Source organism: Pigmentiphaga litoralis (assembly GCF_048632615.1).
GTDB classification, from domain to species: Bacteria; Pseudomonadota; Gammaproteobacteria; order Burkholderiales; family Burkholderiaceae_B; genus Pigmentiphaga; species Pigmentiphaga litoralis_B.
In genome coordinates, this window is record NZ_CP184480.1 from 163,779 (window position 1) to 183,209 (window position 19,431).

Consider the following 19,431-nt stretch of genomic DNA (forward strand, 5'->3'; position numbering starts at 1 on the left):
GTCAGCGCCTGCACTGTCACGCAGCGGCCCCCGGCAACACCACCATGAAGGCGACGACCTCGAAGTCGTTGCTGCCGGCGAACTCGCCTTTCATTGCATGGGTGCCGCCTGGAGAAAACAGGCTAGCTATGGCGCGCTCTTCGTTCTTACCCACGATAGACGCCACGGCGGCGGCCAGCAGCTTCTGTGCTTGGCGCATGTCCTCGCCCTGCTTGGTGTCCTCGTCGAACTTTGTGCAAGCGCCGTCATCCGGCAGCTCGCGGCCGAGGGCCAGGCGCTTGAGCCGGTCCAGGATGCGCTTGGCCTGGGGGTACGGTAGCAGCACGGCGCCGTCGTCGCCCACGTGGACCAGGTAGATCGGTGCCAGGGGGTAGTCGGACTGCTGCCCCTTAGCCACGGCACCTTCGGCCCGCAGGCAGTAGATGATGCCGGGCGCAATGTCGGCGTCGATGCTAGTGGTGACGGCGTAGCTGCCAAGCGGTAGGGTGTCGAGCTGGCCGGGGTGTTCCTTGAGGTATTGCGCTAGGTCGATACGGAAATCATTCAACGTCAGATCAGTGATGGACACGCCGTTGCTGAGGTCCTCCATGTCGATGACCGTGTCTTGCAGCTTGAGCAACTGCTTGCGCCGATATTCGAGGTCGTTCATCGGGTTACCCGACTGCTGCTCGATGAGGTTTTCCTCGCCGGTGGCCGACACGTCCAGCAGCACCATGCGCCCGCTGACACGCTGCTCTAGGCCGATGTATTCCTCCAGCTCCATGTTGGGCCAGAAGTTCACCAACTGGATGCTCTGGTTGGGCGAGCCGATGCGGTCGATGCGGCCGAAGCGCTGGATGATCCGCACTGGGTTCCAGTGAATGTCGTAGTTGACCAGCCAGTCGCAGTCCTGCAGGTTCTGGCCTTCAGAGATGCAGTCGGTAGCGATGAGCAAGTTAATTTCGCCCTCGTCCGCCATGTCGGCCGGGCGCTCCTTGGCGCGCGGCGCGAAGGCCGACAGTACGCTGCTCATGCTCTTGCGCAGGCCGGGCAAGGTGGTCTGGATGCCGGCGCTGCCGGTGACCAAGCCAACGTCGATACCGAGTGTGGCCTTGGCCCAAGACGCCAAATTGGCGTAGAGGTATTGCGCGGTGTCCGAGAATGCGGTGAAGACAATGACTTTGCGGTTGCCGGCATTGATGGGCTGGCGGCACTTTTGCTCGACCATTTCGCGCAGCTTGGCCAGCTTGGCGTCGCGCGCCGCGTCAACCTGCTGTGCTGCGGCCAGCAGGGTCGCCAGGCGGTTGCGGTCTTCAATGAGGTCTTGCTTCCAGCGGATCAAGTCCACGTCGCTCAGCAACACCTTGACCTTGCGTCCCACTAGCAACAACTCAAACGCCGGGTCGTCGATGTCCACGTCGGCGATGTCGATTTCTTGAATGTCCTCGTCGTGGGCCTCGATGTGGGCCAGCACCGCTTCCACGTCCTTGAGCTGCCGCTGAACGGTCAGCGAGAACGAGGACACGGCGCTCTCCATGCGCTTAAGCACGTTAACCCGCAGCAGATGGATGAGGCTTTCTTCACGATCAGACTGCCGAAAGAAGCTTTCACCGCCCCGAATCTCGGTGCTGTATTTGGCGTCGTAGGCTGCCTGCTTGTGCGGCAGCACGTAGCGCAGCGGCGCGTAGCTAGCCAGGTTCAAGCGCCGGATTTCGAGGTTGATGTCCTTAATGGCGCGGAACTGGCCCGCTAGGTCCACGTCGGCTTTGATGTTGATGGGGGGCAGGCGCCCGGGAAACTTGCCCGTCTCGGCCGTGCCGTAATACTTCTCGACGTGCCGGCGCGAACGCGCGATGGTCAGGTGATCCAGCAGCGTGAAGTAATCGAAGCCCAGCATTTCAACCAGGTGACCAGGCGTGCGCTCGGCCTCGTCCATGGCCAGCCAGCGGTTAAACTGGATTTGGGCCTTGCGCGTCGTCTGCTCGATGCTGTCGATGCCATGCCTCACCAGCGCGGTATCGTCGCCCTCGGTGACGAACGCGATCTGGTTCTTCAGGTCAGCCAAGCGATTGTTCACTGGCGTGGCCGACAACATCAGCACGCGCGTCTTAACACCTTCCTTGATGACCTTGCGCATGAGCCGGTCGTAGCGGGTCTCAGTGCCCTGACGCGGCGACTTCTTGTTGCGGAAGTTGTGGCTCTCGTCGATGACAACCAGGTCGTAGTTGCCCCAGTTCACCTGGTTCAGGTCGATGTCCCCGGAACTGCCGCCGTCGCGCGAAAGGTCGGTGTGATTTAGCACGTCGTAGTTGAAGCGGTCGGCCGCCAGAACGTTGCGCTTGTCGTTGGCCTTGTAGAGCGTCCAGTTGTCGCGCAGGCGCTTGGGCGCCAACACCAACACGCGGTCGTTGCGAAGCTCGTGATACTTAATGACCGCCAAAGCTTCGAAGGTCTTACCGAGGCCGACGCTGTCCGCGATGATGCAGCCGCCGAAACGGGCCAGCTTGTCGATGGCGCCGACGACACCATCACGCTGGAACTTGAACAGCTTCTTCCAGACGACGGTGTTGCGGATGCCGGTGGCGGACTTGACGATGCGCTCTTCGTCCATCTCGTCGCCTTGGTTCCCGAACAGGTGGTTTAGGATGGCGGCGTAGAGGGTGAATGGGGCTCGGTGCTGGCCCATGTCGCGCAGGGCTTCAATCAGGGCTGGCCGACTGTCGGGCTGTGCCTGCAGCGTGGCCCATTGCTGTTCAAGCCAGCGGGCGAGCTGCGCTGCTTCTTCAGCCGACTCCGATGCTTGGATCAGGTTCAATGGGTTGCTAGGCGTCAGGCCCAGGCCGTCCGTACTAAAGGCGAACGAACCCATCACTACTTGATCGGCCGTGCCGTCCGGCGCACGCATGACTGCTGCACCCTGCGGCACGGGTCCATGCGCCCTGCGCATTTCTACCGCGCCTTCAAGCCAGTTGGCGCACTGGTTTGCTAACCACCTCGATTGGAGCCGATTGCGCGCGGCGCGATCCTCCTCGCCACCTAGGAAGTCGAGTCCATCGTCAGTCGGGGGCAGGATGAGCTGCACCAGGTCCAACTTGGCCAGCAGTTCGCGCAGCTCTGCGAAGGCAAATAGCGATAGAGATGGGGTGACACAGCCGAATTGGTGCCCTGGCCGCAGATGAGGCCGCATCAGGTCGATAACGCGGTCTGGGCCGCTGTTGGGGACCAGCTTCATACCTTCTTGTCCTTCAGTGGGTCGCCTGCTTCCTGAGCAGATGGTGACTGAGCCGCTATCCAACCGTCGATGTCGCCCCTTTTGAAGCGCCAGTTCGCCCCGACCTTGAAGCGGGGCAAGCGGCGCGAAACCGCCAGTCGATACACCGCGCATTTATTGAGCTGCGCGTAGTCGGCAACTTCTTTAACGGTCATGACGATGTCAGGCGGGGGTTCATGAGAGACTAAGCCTATCGATCGGGGATTTAGTGTAAGGCAGTTCAAGCAGCTCAAGTGTGGTGCACCTGAGTTCAGTGGCGTCGCTCGCCACAGCTTCCAAAATCAACCCTCGAATCGAGCATCGGCTCCAGTTAGAGCGCAAAGAGCAGAGGCCGTCGACGCCTCGGCGTCGGATGCGGAATTCAACATGCTTTATGTTCCCGCTTGCAATGGCATCCCGCGGGTGACCGCCACGGGAATCGCTTTGGTCGTCCACGGCCGCGATGTGCCGTTGGCGTTCAATCCCGAGTAAGCCATGGACTAAGGCGAAGGAGGATTGTCGGTCGGTGCGCCCAATACCGGTCGCGTTTTTATCGACGATGACGTGACCTCGGCGGGCACGTCGGCGCTCGATCCGGTCAAGCTAATTTAGGCGTCCAAGGACGCAGGCCGCCGTGCTGATCACACTGGACCAAATGGAACGGGTCAGCGCCGATGACGATTTGTCAAAACATTCAGCGATGCAGGATGTGGAAACGCGCACGACTGCCCGTGTCCCGAGTTTAGCTTACAGGCTGTCAATCATTGCCATTATTCCGATGCGACTGGCGACCTAGTTCCGCTCCGCGCGGGCTAAACGGGCGCGTCCTCGAACTGAAGAGTTCGAGCGCCTCTACTCTGCCATTCAAGGTGCCGTGCAAAGCGTCTTGCAAGTCATTGCGATAGCGATGATGCCGAAGCGGGACCAGGCGCTATTCGAGAAATTTTAGCCGCTAAAGCATTACGTACCCCTGCAGCCCGGGCGCTCACCGCCGCTGCACATGGGAGCACAACGTGCAAGGCGCTTCGCAAGCCCCGTTCCCTAGCGAGATTGGTTCTTGTGGCTTGGCGCTGACGAGCGTGAAGCTTTAATGCTTCCGCCAGGTCAGATTAGATAGCGTCAAGCAGCGCGATCCACCGTCCAAGCTGCTTGTCCCGCCCAGTCAGATCGGCATTATGGTGCGTTAACGTTGAATCGTTGCTCACGTTGACATCAGCGAGTTCCGAGGATCTAGGCCCGCTAAGTAGTGGTCGCTCTGGAAATCGTGGACTCTCTTCAAGAAATGACGGTAGAGGATCGGGTCGCCGGCTAGTTCCACGTGGACACGGGATAGGAAGTCCTCGCGATCGCTGCGCAGGCCATCTATTTTCCGCCGGATCGCAGACTCAATTTCCGGGGCGTTGTGTCGCACATCGCGAGTAAAGTTGGGAAGGGGACGGTCGATGCGTGGCGCTTCCATGCGTGGCGCTTCCTCAAGTAACTTGCCAATCATCTCAAAGCTCTGCTCATAAAGCGCGCGAAACCGCGGATCTTGCTTTTGTATCTCCATTTCCTTTGTTGATCTTGCAAAGTCGAGGGCAGCCTGGATGACGGTCCGCTCTGCTTGCAAGTCTTTCTCGAGTTCGGAGGTAGCGTTTTGAAGTGCTTCAGCGCGAGTGACGTAATCGTTGATCTGCGTCACGCCGTCGTTAATGGCTTTGAAGACGGAGGAGATCGTGAAGCGCTGCTTGGTCGGTGCTCCCGTCTTTTGGGCAGAATAGGACGAACTTCCTTGGCCATTGGATGACGCCAGGGGCGTGCGCTGGCTGGTCGAGGGAAGTGCGTGCGGCCGAGCCGCCGGCGCTGGTGAGATGGCCCGCTGCATTATGGCTTGGTCGGTTGAAGAGATCGGTGCGCTTACCCGCTTATTCGGCTTGTATGTGCAAGCGGGGAAGTTGGAGCAGGAGCGGAACTCACCGTAGGGGCCGGTCCGCAAGACTAAGACGCCTTGCTTGCACGCGGGACAGCGTTCTTCTCGAATGGCCTTACCGTCGGGGCCGGTTATCGAAACTGCGCCGTCATCGGCTAGTTCTTGAAGGAAGGAGGAGCATTTGCCGCGGGCGGTGAACATCGCGACGCTGCGGCGGGCTCGGGTCAGCGCCACATAGAACAGGCGGCGTTCTTCTCCCTGGTGAAAGTCGTCCCCCGCGGGCATGGCCAAGGCCAGCACTGGATCATCGGCGCGTGTGTTGGGAAAGCTGCGTCCCATCGGTACGCTGAGCATCTCAGGCAAAATTACGTAATCGGCTTCGCTGCCCTTGGAGCGGTGAATCGTCAAGAACGACACGTCCACCCAACGCTCGAAGCGGGCCTTGCGGGCCGGCACATAGTATCGATCAGCGTTGTAGCGGCCCAAGATGTAGATCGATACCTTGCCGTTCCGGCCAGCCGGGATCGTTCCGTCCTTCACCCCGTTCGCCAACCTCATCACGAACTGGTCGATGGCGTCGGCCAGTTCATCCTTGTTGTCGACCTGAAAGGCCTGGAGCACAGGTCCCATGGCAGGAGTGACCGACCGTACGAGCTTGCTGATCTGGGCTGGGTTCTTGGATACGAACTGGCTGGACACGTCGCACAGGGCCTGGGGGCAGCGGAATGTCTGTTCGAGCTTCAGGATCTGTCCATGGTCAAACCATTTCCGGAAACCGGTCATCACCGAGACATCGGCACCGGCGAATCGGTTGATAGATTGCCAGTCGTCGCCGACGGCGAACAGATGTCGTCCTGGCTTTTGAACCAAGGCCCGGAACAAGCGCGCGCGAGCCCGTGATACGTCCTGAAACTCATCAGCCATGACCAGCTCGTAAGATGCCTCGTACTGGCCTCTCTCTAAATGCTCGGCGGCTTGGTTGAGCATGTCCTCAAAGTCGATGCCGCCCTCGGCCGCCAGGGCAGCGTCCCACGCTTTCAAGATAGGCTCTGCGATGTCGAGGAACACGCGGTATCGATACTTGAAGGTATCCTCCGGCATAGACTCCAACAGGTGGCGGATTGCCGTGATCGTCAGGCAGTTGCTTTTGGTATGGCTGATAAACGTACGCACCAGGCCGACCAGTTCAGCCGGCTCCATGGGCTTTTTCCCGCCGGGAGGAGTCTCGCGATCGGGATTGAAGTCGAGCTGGACGCCCCGGCGGGTCAACTCGTTGGTCAGGTGTTTAAACGCCTCGCCAGATTCGATCTGGTAGGACGCCGTTTCGATTAGCGCCGTCCCACGCTCCTGATGCAATTTTCGCTTCCACACGACCCCTTCAACATAGCCCTTGAAGTGAGGCGGGGCATTGCCTTTCGCATCTAGGGCAAAGTGTTCATGGTAGAGATCGATGTCCGGATAGTAGAAGTCCGGGCGGTATTGGCGATGATCTTCCTCTGCGGTCTTGAACTTGTAGCGCTCCTCGTAGCGGTAGTTCACGCCGTTAAAGAACAGCCAGTTTGAAAGGCTAGCCTCTTCCTGGCTACGCACGCGTTTCCCATCCATGGTGTTCACGCGGTTGTCGCCATTGGGCCCTGAGGCTTGCAGATCTCGAGAAAGAACACATCGGAAAAGGTCCCACTGGGTCCGGAAAGAAGGAGAGCCATCCTTGAGCTGATCTACGATCTCGGTAAGCTTGCGAAAGCCTCCAACCGTGTCGGTGGCCCAGTCCGGAATCTCGGGTTTCTCGCCTGTAGTCTTCCCGATGATGAGAAGGCCCAGCGCATGAAAGGTTGACGCTTTAACCGAAACGTCTCCCATGCCCAGCCGCTCGAAGGACTTGGCGGCGCGCTCCTCAAGTTCTTCTGCTGCGTGTTTGTTGAAGGCCAGGAGGATGATGCGCTCCGGATCTACGAAGCCCCGGTGGACGGCGTAGGCGGCCTTTGCGACCATGGTGGACGTCTTGCCCGAGCCGGCAGAAGCCACCACCTGCACCTTGTTGTCGAAACAGATCACCGCCCGTGCTTGCTCCTCGGTCAAGGGCTTGCTCTCGACCCGGTCGAAGAGATCTTTGCAGGCTTGTAACTCGCGTTCGGTGTGGACGGTATTCAGGAAGGCCCAGTGAGAGCGATGATCAGCTCCCCATTGGGCAACGGAACGCTCAAAGGCGGCGGCTTCTTGTCCCAATTGGTCCTTCACGCCGGGCTTTTTCATGCGTGCGCGGACCGCATTTACTTCGATCGACGGGCGCGTTGCTTCCAAGGCCGCCTGCATCTCATGCGTGAACCACCGCCGATCAGCTTCTGCGGCCTGCTCTTGCTTGGTTTTGCGTTCAAGCCATTGAAGGACAGCCTGGTGGGCAGCTCGCACAGATGCCACGTCCTCGCGCATTTGCTTGTCGACCAGCGCGGCGTCCAGCGCTTGCTTTAAAACTTCCCCTTGTTCGTTGGGTAGGCCATCTGCCCTTACTTCCTTGGACTGACCCGGGTGGAGGGTGAAATCGGTCCAGAGGACGCCTCTTTTCACCCGGTAAGATGCCTCTTCCTCGACGTTGACCTGGTGGGTCTGGCCGTGCATCGTCAGCGACAGTTCCAAGCCCTGCAAGCGCAAGCGCCAGTCTGGCGATCTCGTTAGATTTCGGCCCCATGTGGAGGGGGCCCATTCCTTTCTCATTCTTCTTCTCGCGATGTCCCGACAGGCCTTTCGTTAAGCCGAAAACCTAAGCATCAGATGAGAACGGGACCCAAAAGGCGGCGACCTGATAGCGCATTTTGCCGCGCGGGAGTGATTCGAGGGGCGGTTGTACCTCAAAAGCGGGCATTGCAGCCACGCTACTCCAACGGCAGTTATGGGTCAAAACCAGACATCGATGGCATCGGATGACAAGGTGGAACTTCACCGTTTCTCGGACCCAGCATTCGTGCTTAGTAACCATGCGCGCTCGCGAAATTTTAGCCGCTAAAGCTGTTCTGCGTTTGCGCCAAGCCAAGCCAAGACACTCGTATGAAAAAGTACCGTACATACTGCTTGCGTATGTACGGTTTAAACGATCGAGAAAGAATGTTCAAAGCCTCAGCGCGTCTTCTCGCCACACTGTTGGCGCTTAGCGCGACCAACTCCTTGGCTAGCGAGTTGTGCACTCTCATTGTCGATGCTGCTTCAGGCGCCACCATTCTCAACACGGGAACCGACTGCACCACGCGCGTCACGCCTGCATCCACGTTCAAGGTGGCTATCAGCTTGATGGCCTTCGACTCCGGGGTGGTCAAGGACGGCCATCGGCCTGCGTGGCGGTATGTGGCTGGTTACCCTGACTGGGCAGGAGATGCTTGGAAGGGTGACATCGACCCGACCGACTGGATGAAGAGGTCTGTTTTCTGGTACTCCCAGCAAATCGCGAAGAAGCTGGGACAGGCTCAGTTCGAGAACTACGTCACGTCGTTCAAGTATGGCAACCAGGACGTTTCGGCCGTTGAGGTCCAGCAGCGTGGAAACAACGGGGTCTGGGTCATGTCCTCGCTTCAAATTTCGCCACTTGAGCAAGTTGCATTTCTCCGGAGCATGGTTAATCGCCAGCTTCCGGTGAGCGCGCATTCGTATCAGATGACTGAAGAGATTACCCAGCAGGACGATGTGAACGGCTGGAAAGTCTATGGAAAGACAGGCACCGGATCGCCCGGGCAGGACAACAAGTACCGAGCAGATCAGGCCTATGGGTGGTATGTGGGTTGGGCGAGGAAGGGGACGAAAGCCCTGGTATTTGCGCGCCTTATTCAGGATGAGACGGCGCGGGCCCCGAACGCTGGGTTGCGAGCGCAGAGCCAACTGTCTGAGCAGCTGCTTCTGATCACTTACATGCGCTGATTTCAACGGCCGCTCTTGGGCGGGAACCGGCTGTGGTCGCATTCTGCACGTGCCGGCCGTGCCACGCCTGGCCGCAGCGCCGATCGGCGACCCTCCGCGCTGGCCGACGAAAGTTTAATGGCGCGCTGACGAAAGAACAGTGTCGCTCCGCAATGAAGCCTTGGGTGCCGGCTTTTTTAGCCGCTAAAGCCGCTTAAGTCGCGGACGCGACCCAGAACGCCATATTAAAAAGTACCGTGCATACTGCTCAAGTATGTACGATATGTGTGATCTGGACGGATCATGCGTTCGGTACACCAAGTGTCCTTATCGAAGGTTTGACACTAACCTTAATTTTTGCTTAAGTTCGTTCATAATTTCGCGCAAGCTCCTTGTTTTACAAAGGTTCTTTGGGTAGACGCCGGGCTCGCCACCGCGCCATATATTTCGTAGAAGCGAGCTTAGTCAAGACTCTGACTTACTCCTGCTGCACCAACAGTCGCGGCTTGTTCTCAGCGACGCTCGCACCGTCGACTTGGACATCCATTTCGTACACACCCGCGAAGTCCGGAGTACCAACCTTCAAGGCCAGCGAGTCGATGGGGGCGCCTATGTAGCGAAAGGGCAACTTGCTCGTAACAGCTGGGGCAGGCAACAGCTGGCCGTCGCTTCCGGCGCACCTAGTCATAACGATCTCCGCGTCTATATTTCTGGTTGGGATATTGAAGAACAGCACTACAGGCTCTTGGAAGCCAGGCGTCACTACCTCGTCTCGGAGGCTAAGCCGTACTCCCTCTGGCTTGAACTCAGAGGACAATACCCCCTGCTTCCCTAACAGTGCGCCGAGCGTCCGAAGAACCTCTGGCGTTTTGTAGAGACCGCCGTGGTCGCCGCCTACCGCCAGTTGCTGCATGCCCGGAATGGACGCGCTCCAGCTTGGTACAGTCCCGTCTCCGCCATCGGCGATTTCCACGCCTTCAGGAAGCAGCGCATCTGCTGAAAACGCTCCATGAAACTTCTCGACTGCGAAGTTTCCTTGGACGTTGCAGATAGTGTCCTGCCTCGTCCCAATGAAGCAGAAATAGACGACTGCGTCCGGCTTCTTCGTGGTGTCTAGCGCCGCGTGGAAGGCCGCAGCGGACTTAAGATTCGCAGCGTTCAATCCAAGCAGCTTCGCAGTGTCGTCTTCGTAGACCTTTGCAGGCTCCAAGCGCGCCTCCGGGTCCGTGTTCCACAAATACGGCTCGCTGCGCGGTGGCATCAACTGGTACAGCGCCGGAAAGTCATTTCGGTCGGCAATCTGCTTGACCTGCTTGGCGTTGAGGAAAAGGCGCCTAATCTGGCCCATTGCAGCGCACAACGCCAGCGGCGCTCCGCGGTGAGGCGTGCCAATGGTAATGAGGCGCTGAATACGTTCGAATCCCAAGCAGTTGGCCGCGGAGTAGGAGCCCGACTCGAGGAAGTAGCGGCTGACCAGACCTCCCATTGAGTGTGCAACGATATTTATAACAACGTCTTCGCCATGGTCCGCTCGCAACTTTTTGACGCACTCCGCGAGTCGGTCAGCCGCCAAGCGGTTGTCCTTGCGCCAGTCGTATGGGCAGACGATGAGCGTTGGCGGACCCGTTTCCTCGTCGTAGCCGCACAACTTGAATGCCTTGATGAGGCTGGCATACTGGTTGGAGACGGACACCCTTCGAATGATGTCGCCGACTAGTAAATCTGGCCGCAGCAGCTTCTCCATCTTCCCGTACGGGAGGAACATCTCAGCCGGAGTACCTGGCCAGATAAGCTCGTCCCCAAGGTACAACTCCGATCCCATGATGCCTGGGACAAAGACGATCACTTCAGCCACGTTGCGTTTCCTTCATGCGAGCAAGAGCGGCGATCAGGTTTTTCGCGTTCTGCGCCTCATCCATGCCTTTAAAATGCTTCATGCACTCGGCGTCGATGTGCATCCCGCGAATGCTGTCGACGAGCTCCGTCCGCTCATCATTGAAGTCAAAGATGCAGCCACGCGTCTCGTCGTGGTACTTCATGTCGTTGCGCGATGCTAGGACCTGAGCCGCAATTAGCATTCCAATGGCCGCCTCGTACGGCCTGCCTGCCTGCCTCGAAAACTCGCGTAAATCGCAGGTCGATACTACGGACACGTCCCCATTCCCGGCCGTAAAGTAGTTCCACCTCGGAGCCCCGTTTTCTTCGAACGCAATCATTGCCGGCGTCAGGCCAACAAGCACGTCCAGCTTGTTCTGTTCCCGTACTGACTCACCGAAGAAGTAGAACTCGTCTGCAAGCATGTTGCGCATGAGATCCTTGGATTCTTCCTCCTTCAACGAGCGGCCAAGCAACTTTTCAGCCCATCTGGCCAATGGCTCTTTCATCTTTATTAGCCCCGCCGGCACAGGTGTCTGCACCTCAAGGAAGACCAAGGCATCCTGGCTCTTGTTCATTACCTTGAGCAAATCTGGAAGCCGTGACACCCATGCCCCAAGATCCAGAATCCCGACAGTGGAAGCGATGCTTCCGGACGCTGCTCTCTCAATAACCTTGAGCACATCAGAAGGCAGGTCCGGAGCGGCCGGCACAGCAGCCCTGGCGCTACGACGCATGGCCGTTTTGGTTAACGTGGGGGCCCACACCTGACTTGAATTGGACACCAGAGCCTCCATCAGAGCAGGTGGCACGCGGTCCATCAATAACGTCTTTGACTGCCTCTTCAACGCTGTGCTGACCATGTCTTCGGCGGTCTTGCGCGCAGACGTGACCTCTGCAGGGCGGTTGACGATGCTGTAGGGGTTCCTTGGTTTCATCACGCGTCCTCCCGCGGCACAAAGAGTTGATCACCGCCGGGCAACCTGTACAGAGCAGGAATTCCCCACTCAACCACTGCGCTCGCAGGAGGCATTGTCTTGCGCAGCGAATCCTGCAGCGCGACTCGACCCGACATCACCGCAGAATCAATGTTGCCTTCACGGAGCAGCCGTTGGTAGAGCGCTCCAACAAACGGGGCAACCGATTTCGTGGGAATCGAGGTTTGGTTCGCTACCACCGCCGGAATTCCGTTGCGAAGCAGTGCCGCTGCAACTGGCCCGAAGTCATCTTTGATGTCCCCTGCGCCCGTCAAGCATGCGCTGAGGATGACTAAGCGAAGGTTCTGGCCTCCAAGCGCGACGGCCACCTGCTCAGCGGTGATGAAATCTGACCTTTTTGTGGCAACATCAACCAGCACTAGACGCCCCTCGCCGTCGACGATGCAGCCATGGCCCAAGAAGTGGAAGACATCATAGGAGTCAGCGTCCAAAGCCTGCAGCAGTGCACCGCTTGTCGCCGCAGGGATAACCTTGAGAGATGCCAGTCCATCTGTCTGCGCTTCGAAGGCACGGCGCACGCTGTACTCGACGTCCTGCCAACCCACCCCGACTTGGTCAACGGGGTCCGCAACCGCCAACAGCACCTTTAACTTCTTAAGTGACCTTGTTGGCGCCGGATCCGACGGCGCGCAGATGGGAAGTATACGAACTACACAGCGGTCACGATGAGGAACCGCCCTGCGGTCATGCGGCCGGATGAACTCCCAGGGAATCCGTTGAACGCTTGGTTCGTCGGTCGCAATTTGGATACTGAAATTGGGGCTTGGAACGCGGTTATACAGGCGCAGGACCTCGCCCTGGAAGACGTGATCGAAGAGGCGCGTTCCGACGTCATCGAGCTCGGCCGGCGTAGGCCGCTCGCCTCCGAGCACGACATGCTCAACCCGTTCGGTGAACTGAATGAACGACCGAATCTCTGGATGTGCCAAGTCCAGCCGTGCGACGGCTGTGTCCGGACCACGTCTTGCCACCACTAACGCCTGGTCCTCCGCGCAACCTTGAAGTACGAACAAATCCATAAGCTCTACACCTCTATTTGCGCGCCTCTCCAGTGGCCAGCTGAGTCTAGCAGAGGGGTGCCCTCGGCTGTGGGCCAATTCCCTTGCCGTCTTGCGTTTTCTGCTCGACAGCATTGAACGCTTCGGACAGACGACCACGCCACTATTACGGCGATTATGGATTTCCGAGATAACTTCGCGCTCTTGCTAGCCGCCCTCGGGCTAGCACTGCAAAGTCCGCAGCGCTGCATCGACCGACGAATCAGCAAGCGTGCCGAGAGTGAGCCGAAGCTGGGTCCTGAGCAAGACCGCAACGGCCGCAAAATGTGACCACCCCTACAAGTTAGAAATAGTGTTTGCTATGAGAGGCAGATACTTACGGACTTGCTCCCGATCGCTCTCTTTTTCCTGTTCGCTGAGAGCCTCATAGGTCGTGTTCATCTGAACGTCCCAACGGTCCACGAACTGTTTTGGAATCAACAGACTTCCATCTGCTTGACGAATTCCATGATCGTGCATGTACCTTTGCCAGTGGGACCAGCGTTCATGTTCGATATCCGCCAAGTCATCGAGAATGGCACCAAGCGCATCTACAACGAGTTGCCGATCTAGATTCGTCATATTAGGTCCTTGGCAGCGAGACGTCGGTAGTGTTCTCCAAGCGCGGTAAGGCGCACGGTTTTCGACTCCATGGCAGCGTGCCACATGTGCGGAGCACCCTCGGGCGTCAACAGTCCTACGCGGTTATACGTTTGAAGAATCGAAAATATGGCGTTCTTCTCTGGATCCGGAGCAGGAATACCTTGAGGATCCGTGGCCCAAGAGTCATGACGCTCAGGCTCATAAGTGGGGTCTAACTGCAAGCTAAAACCCGCTGATGGGAACAGTTCAGAAATTTTCCTCAGCTCTGCTAGCTCTAGTGGCGGCTGCACTTTCCGTAGCGACACGAAGCGCTTTACGTTCGTCTTGAATACGGGACGCTGTGCCCATGGACCAAGTGACTGGTCGACATGCGCATACACACCACCAGGCGTAACTTCTCCGACGAGATTTGCTGCTGCCCCGCCAAGGGCATCAACAAGTAGTGAGGTGAACACTCCAGCACCGTTTTCTTCGGATGCGTACTGCTCGTCGGTGGATGCCGTCAGAATAGATACGCCGTCGCTAAGCTCTGCCACGGTCTGTTGGAGCGGAGTGCCGCCAGCCACGCCGCTGTGGCAGCTGTCGAGAATGATGACACGGTTAGCGATCCGTGACTTGTTCGCCCAGGTCAATACTTCGGCCAACGCCAGTCCATCATGGCCAGACTTGACCTCAGACGAGCAGAGGTACCCTCCGGCTGCTTCAATGTAACCGTGCCCAGCGAAATATAGGAGTGCTACTTCCCCATCTCCAGCGAACAGCTCCTCTACCGCGCTTCTGAGATCGTCTCGCGAAATTGGGTCATTCTGACCTGTGCCTGCAAGGTGTCGCACTCCGAAGTTGACAGAACCATCCGCATGCCGGTCCAACATGGACTTGACGGCGAACGAGTCATTCACGCAGCCGTAAAGGTGACCGACATGATCGTAAAAATCGATACCGACGACAAGGGCTCTGCGCATCAGAGACCGTCGATCCAGGTAGCAATGTTCTCCCATGTCCATTCCATTGTGCTGACGCCAGCGACGACAGTGCGGTCTTCCTTGTAAGCCCAAATGCCTTTCAAAGGTTTCCCTTCATCCTTAGCGCATTGGATTTCCCACTTCTGACCGCTAGAAGTCAGAGAGTTCTCGCTAAGTATCGCGAGCACACCGTCGGAACGCAGAATCCGGGTACGGACCTTCTTCTTCCATTCCTCGTCATATGCTTCCTTGACAGACATATCGACATATTCGAAAGGGCTGTTGGTATTGAGCGACTGCCCCTTGATCATGTCCCGGATACGGGCGTCTTCAATCGCAAATGCAACGAAAATTATTTTTTTGGGCCATTGGGTGTGCCTCCATAAGCTGGCTAGAATGACTTCGATCATTATTTAGCGCTATCAGTAATTACCTGATTTGTTTGCGTCAGTGTCTACGCCATGCCCTCGCCCTTTTCATTCTTCAGCGCTTCAATGTACGTCGTGGCGTCCGGTCCCCCTCGAAGCCTGCTCTTCGCGGTCTTTCCTTCTAATATGCCAAGCAAGACTCTGACCTTCGCTTCACAAACTGGTGGTTGCTATCGAAACACAGCAAACTGGCTTTACCGCCGTTGCCACAGCTACGCCGCGACGCCATCGCGGCCTACGGGCGCTTACTGGTACTTCCTGCACGGGGACGTGCTGGAGACGGCTCCTCGAAGTGCTACTGCGCTGGTGCGACGTTCTTTTGGCCGCTAGGCCACCTAGTGCTGGTCAGCTATCACACCGATGGCAAGGACGGCGAGAGGCTTCTCTCCAGCATGGCTCAATGGAACCAGCTGTCGGTCGAAGAGCGCGGTCGGAAGTTCCGACCGCGCGGCGCTCCGAATGTGCTCGAAGCGCCGGCGTGAGCAGCCAGGCCGCTAACGAACCGGCGCGTTCGCCGTCCACAGCTGGCTGGGTAGCCAACGCGACCGCCAGCGTGAAGTCTAGGAGCACCTCGACGGCTACGTCACACGTTATGCGTGCGGTCCGGCAAGCCTGGCGAGAGTTCAAGGGCAAGGCGAGGCGGGAGCGAACATTGGCGTAGGCGCTGGCAGCTGAGGTCAAGCTCGCCGTGGCGGAGGCAGAGGAGCTAGCTGAGGCCGAGCCGATGGGGTTAACTGCAGCAGTGCGCGAGTGTCTCCGGCGACAATTTCGAGTCTTCGCGGTACGCGTCGCCTAAGCTCGCTGCCAAGCTGATCCGCAAGCGCGGCTCACTGTGTCCGATCGTCGATCCATGGTTCGTCGAAGACATCCAGGACGCGCAATTCAGGACGAAGTCTAAGGTGCGCGGTGCGCAATCTCGCGCGCTGCGTCGCCTTGTGCCGCTGCTCCTTACCCCTTGGATCCCTGGAGGGACTCTAGCGTAGAGCTCCCGGCTACTAGCTCATTCAAGTCCTGATCGCTCCTTGTTGCTGACGCTGCTACAAGAGCTCACAACGTGCCGGCCGCGCTGGCGTAAGGCTGAGCCGCCGTCTAGGCGTTAGCACTAACTACTCGGAAATGTTGGCACGATCTTGTCAGCTTTGGCACTAACTGCGACACCCTACGAAATTTTAGCCGCTAAAGCTAGGTCAGTCCGAGTTCCAGTTCAAAGGCCCCCATCGAAAAGTACCGTACATACTGCGGGGTATGTACGGTACTTTTAAGCTTGCTGCCGTCTGCACACGCTAGGGATCGGTCAGCGCGCAGGCCGACACGCTAATGGGATCACTGTGCGATCGAGCTCGTTGTTGGCTTAGCGACACTCTATGGCAAATGCACTTCGGGGTGAGAACAATCAGCTGGCTGTCCGCCACTGTAATAGCATGACCTAAGCGACACGCGGATCAGCTAGGCAGAACGGGCCCGAAGCCTACGCACCATCTTGGCAGCTACTAGGGCGCTCGGCCTTAAAATCTTGGTCATTCAGAACGGCTTGCCAACTCCGTATCGCGAGCATTTTGCCTGGCCTCCAAGATCCCTTCTGCATCTGGCAAGACAGTTTCTGCGTGCCCCGCAAGACAATTTCTGCGTGCGTTCAAGATAGTTGCCGCGCACAAACTTGTGCGCTTCAGATACGACGAGGTGGAGCCGAGCGATTCAATCCTTTGTCCTTCAAAGCTCGCAAATGCCGCTCTGTGACCGCTCTGAGCCCACCCTACAACACTGCGACCATTTGAATATCATGCTCCTCCCGACCTGCTCTCAATTACACGGAATTTTCCCGTCAGCAGCGGCAGCTGCGCCTCTCGTGCAGAGAGCAGGATCCCGTTGAGCACGAAGTGCGAATAAGGGAAGTGAAGAAGGACAGCCCGCTTGCGGGTGGGCCTACTTCACATATCCTGCCCCGTCCTACGTCGTTGTTACGCCAATCATTAGCACGACACGGCCGTTCTTTTCGAGATAAAACGCGATTTTTTTGGGTGGAACGTTGTTTAAAACGGTATTTGTGCTGCAAGAGCGGGGAAGCAACGACTTAGCAACGCCTTAGCAACGACTTAGCAACGACCTAGCAACGACCTAGCAACGACTTAGCAACGACTTAGGAACGGGTAAGCAACACCGGAGGGCCTCGAAATTAGGCGCAGTAAGTATTGAGATCTATGACGGCAGCGGCCCAGTCAAGCACTACCATTGCACTCCCGTTCCAAAATATAGGCGATGAGCATCTTGGCGTTGTCCTGTTCAACACTCCATTGCGAGCGAAAGTTATGCCAACTTGCTTCATCAAGCCGATGATGGGTGGTCGGTTTCAGAGAAGGAGGGCATGATTGGCATTCAGACGTAAGGCAATGCTGGAACAACCTAATGCGATGTACTGCTACCAGAGGGAACAAGATGGGTGACGTTACAGAGTTCGATGTCGCAACGTGTCTGGACACGGTGGAGGCCAGGTCGTTTTTCATGGCCGATGCTTTCGAATCAGGCGACGCCTCACATATCGCGCATGCATTGGGCATTTGCGCCCGTGCTGCTGATATCACAACGCTCGCGGAAGAAACCGGCTTGTCCCATGCGCAGCTTTACAGTTCTCTTAGCAAAGATGGCAACCCGACGCTACACACCGTGCTTGCCGTAGTAAAGCACTTAGGCATTTCGCTGTCGGCGCATGCCACAACGAAGGAATGTGCGGCCGTCGCTGCAATCGAACACGACGCGGACAAGTCGCCGGACGATCGATCTACCACATGGACGCTAGCTAAACAGTTCCAGGACCGGACCTAGGTTCGCCAGGTCACTAACAGCGCGGCTTAGTTGGTCATTCACTGACGCCCAGCCACCGTTCCACGTGACGAGCCACTAGCGAAACGTTGCAGCCTTCTGTGTTTAAACAATCCCGCTTGGCGTATGGTCGAGCGTTACCCCTATCGGTCTTATGTCTGCATGTGGTCGACTGCCGGCAACACAGCTACCACGGGACTATTGACGCCAATGCTCGGACGCGCGGGTAGCGCAAGTCGTGTACGCGCTCGGGCCAAGTACATAGCGCCCGCCTCCTATTCCGTCCTTGTGGAAGGGGGAAATGCAGTAGCAATTAGCGGCGCGCGTCCGATAAGATGCGTAGCTAGTCTAGTACCTTGAGTTGTCCAGCTACGGGCGTCAGGGCGCTTCGAGTTCTAGTGGGCCAGGATCAGGTTCAATGCCAATGCGGTATCGGGCCACAAAAGGCGGCCAGTCGACGTGCTCCACTAGATCAATGTCGTCGATGACAATGACCTTTGCTTCCGCACGATCGAACAGCGCGATGCTTGCAGCTGGATAGTTGTTGCGGGAGGGATAAAGCACTCCGTCAAACTGCGGCAGGCCGTCATCTTCGAGCATCGCATGCACCTGAGCAGACACCTGCTGCGTATGCGTGTAGTCCCGGCTCGCCAATTGCTCCAAATTCAAACCGAAGTGGCCCGCCATGACACTGGGCGCCGTGAGATCGGCGAGGTGCAAATCTTCCAGGACGCCGACTGCACGCACCATCCGGCGCTGCACTTCTGTTATGGCAATAGAGCGCTTCCGTTCTGCAAGCCACTGGTGCTTATGAAACACCGACTCCATCAGCGCCGTGGGAAGGTCGCGTCCGAGGTAAAGCACCCCGTAAGCCCGTGCTGGGTCGTCGTAACGATTGGTCCCGGCGCTGCCGTAATAGAGCGAACTGCCGCGGTACACAGTGCGACTGACGTGCTGGAGGAGGGTACCTGCCTTAATCGCAAGCGACGGCAACTGGATGCTCACGACGACCTCGGCTCAATGCGCGCGCACGCCAAGCACGTTGAGCACCGCGCTAGCCACGTAATCGATCAAAGCGGGCGACACCGCTACTACAGGCGAGAGTCCACCTAGGGCCTCTAGCGGTTCGGACAGTGCCCGGTAGATCGTCCAGTTATCGATGCCCTCGGCCTCATGGAGCACCGTCTGCGTCAGCTTCTGCTTGGCGGGGTCAAGCTGCCAATCGGGCAGCTTCTGCCCTCGGGGCCCAACGTTGAGAGCGAGCAAGCGACGCGAATCGATGTCCTTGTAGATCTGCTGGCGTGATTTGTCGGCCAACCTGGCGAATTCGGTTAGCGGTAGGTTGTGCGGCTGCTCGAAGGCTTCCAGCAATGCGGCGCGGCCGCGCTGGATATCTGTTTCGCCCGGCGCCCAGCGCGTGTCAGAACGCAGCGCAGCGGCCTTACGAGCTAAGGTCTGCCCCACGGGCTCGACTTCCGGCCTCGAGGCAACCGCCACCTCGCCCACTAGCTCGTAGACGAACGCCTGCAACTGGGTCGCGAACGCGCCGGCGTCCCGAATCTCCACAGTATCGGCAAAGCGGCCCACATCCTCTATCGTGACGCGCGGAAGTCGGTCAGCGATGAGTCCGATGGTTTTAGGCATGTTCACCTCCTACAGGCACAACTTTGGCAAAGACTACCTTAGTCTCT

Annotated in this window: 13 protein-coding genes and 1 pseudogene; 3 read left to right on the forward strand and 11 right to left on the reverse strand. The window is 58.0% G+C overall.

The window, feature by feature from the left end; translation table 11 throughout:
* Window positions 1–16: 16 nt before the first annotated feature.
* From ACNANG_RS26470 to ACNANG_RS26480, 3 genes and pseudogenes are all read right to left on the reverse strand, one after another.
* Window positions 17–3,211: a helicase-related protein gene (locus ACNANG_RS26470; protein ID WP_407792310.1), complete on the reverse strand. Its 3,195-nt coding sequence runs from the start codon at window positions 3,209–3,211 to the stop codon at window positions 17–19.
* Window positions 3,208–3,405: a helix-turn-helix domain-containing protein gene (locus ACNANG_RS26475; protein ID WP_407792311.1), complete on the reverse strand. Its 198-nt coding sequence runs from the start codon at window positions 3,403–3,405 to the stop codon at window positions 3,208–3,210. Before ACNANG_RS26475 ends, ACNANG_RS26470 begins: the two co-directional genes overlap by 4 nt.
* Before the next feature lie 1,733 nt (window positions 3,406–5,138).
* Window positions 5,139–7,850, reverse strand: a pseudogene (locus ACNANG_RS26480) (UvrD-helicase domain-containing protein); the annotation flags it as partial.
* A 387-nt stretch (window positions 7,851–8,237) separates the two neighbouring features.
* Here ACNANG_RS26480 and blaOXA point away from each other — a divergent pair.
* The gene (gene blaOXA / locus ACNANG_RS26485; RefSeq protein WP_407792312.1) at window positions 8,238–9,041 is read left to right on the forward strand and encodes a class D beta-lactamase; all 804 of its coding nucleotides are present in this window, start codon (window positions 8,238–8,240) and stop codon (window positions 9,039–9,041) included.
* A gap of 457 nt (window positions 9,042–9,498) precedes the next feature.
* Here blaOXA and ACNANG_RS26490 read toward each other — a convergent pair whose 3' ends face one another.
* From ACNANG_RS26490 to ACNANG_RS26515, 6 genes are all read right to left on the reverse strand, one after another.
* The gene (locus ACNANG_RS26490) at window positions 9,499–10,875 is read right to left on the reverse strand and encodes a lipase/acyltransferase domain-containing protein (RefSeq protein ID WP_407792313.1); all 1,377 of its coding nucleotides are present in this window, start codon (window positions 10,873–10,875) and stop codon (window positions 9,499–9,501) included.
* The gene (locus tag ACNANG_RS26495) at window positions 10,868–11,833 is read right to left on the reverse strand and encodes a hypothetical protein (protein ID WP_407792314.1); all 966 of its coding nucleotides are present in this window, start codon (window positions 11,831–11,833) and stop codon (window positions 10,868–10,870) included. The genes ACNANG_RS26490 and ACNANG_RS26495 overlap by 8 nt, the downstream gene beginning before the upstream one ends.
* Window positions 11,833–12,912 carry a CHAT domain-containing protein gene (locus ACNANG_RS26500; protein WP_407792315.1) on the reverse strand — a complete coding sequence of 360 codons (1,080 nt, stop codon included), beginning with the start codon at window positions 12,910–12,912 and terminating at the stop codon, window positions 11,833–11,835. Before ACNANG_RS26500 ends, ACNANG_RS26495 begins: the two co-directional genes overlap by 1 nt.
* 315 nt (window positions 12,913–13,227) lie before the next feature.
* Window positions 13,228–13,512, reverse strand: coding sequence for a hypothetical protein (locus tag ACNANG_RS26505; RefSeq protein ID WP_407792316.1), 285 nt, complete (start codon window positions 13,510–13,512; stop codon window positions 13,228–13,230).
* The gene (locus ACNANG_RS26510) at window positions 13,509–14,495 is read right to left on the reverse strand and encodes a caspase family protein (protein WP_407792420.1); all 987 of its coding nucleotides are present in this window, start codon (window positions 14,493–14,495) and stop codon (window positions 13,509–13,511) included. Before ACNANG_RS26510 ends, ACNANG_RS26505 begins: the two co-directional genes overlap by 4 nt.
* Window positions 14,495–14,905: a TIR domain-containing protein gene (locus ACNANG_RS26515; RefSeq protein ID WP_407792317.1), complete on the reverse strand. Its 411-nt coding sequence runs from the start codon at window positions 14,903–14,905 to the stop codon at window positions 14,495–14,497. The genes ACNANG_RS26510 and ACNANG_RS26515 overlap by 1 nt, the downstream gene beginning before the upstream one ends.
* A gap of 356 nt (window positions 14,906–15,261) precedes the next feature.
* Here ACNANG_RS26515 and ACNANG_RS26520 point away from each other — a divergent pair, with 356 nt between their 5' ends.
* Both ACNANG_RS26520 and ACNANG_RS26525 read left to right on the forward strand, forming a co-directional pair.
* Entirely contained in the window at window positions 15,262–15,405 is a 144-nt protein-coding gene (locus tag ACNANG_RS26520; protein ID WP_407792318.1) for a hypothetical protein, read from the forward strand.
* 1,951 nt (window positions 15,406–17,356) lie between these two features.
* The gene (locus tag ACNANG_RS26525) at window positions 17,357–17,743 is read left to right on the forward strand and encodes an addiction module antidote protein (RefSeq protein ID WP_407792319.1); all 387 of its coding nucleotides are present in this window, start codon (window positions 17,357–17,359) and stop codon (window positions 17,741–17,743) included.
* A 375-nt stretch (window positions 17,744–18,118) separates the two neighbouring features.
* On the opposite strand, the gene ACNANG_RS26530 is transcribed toward ACNANG_RS26525, so the two are convergent.
* A complete protein-coding gene (locus ACNANG_RS26530) occupies window positions 18,119–18,745 on the reverse strand; it encodes an RES family NAD+ phosphorylase (RefSeq protein WP_407792320.1) in 627 nt (208 codons plus the stop codon).
* Between the two features lie 12 nt (window positions 18,746–18,757).
* Window positions 18,758–19,384, reverse strand: coding sequence for an integrase (locus tag ACNANG_RS26535; RefSeq protein WP_407792321.1), 627 nt, complete (start codon window positions 19,382–19,384; stop codon window positions 18,758–18,760).
* Between the last annotated feature and the right edge of the window lie 47 nt (window positions 19,385–19,431).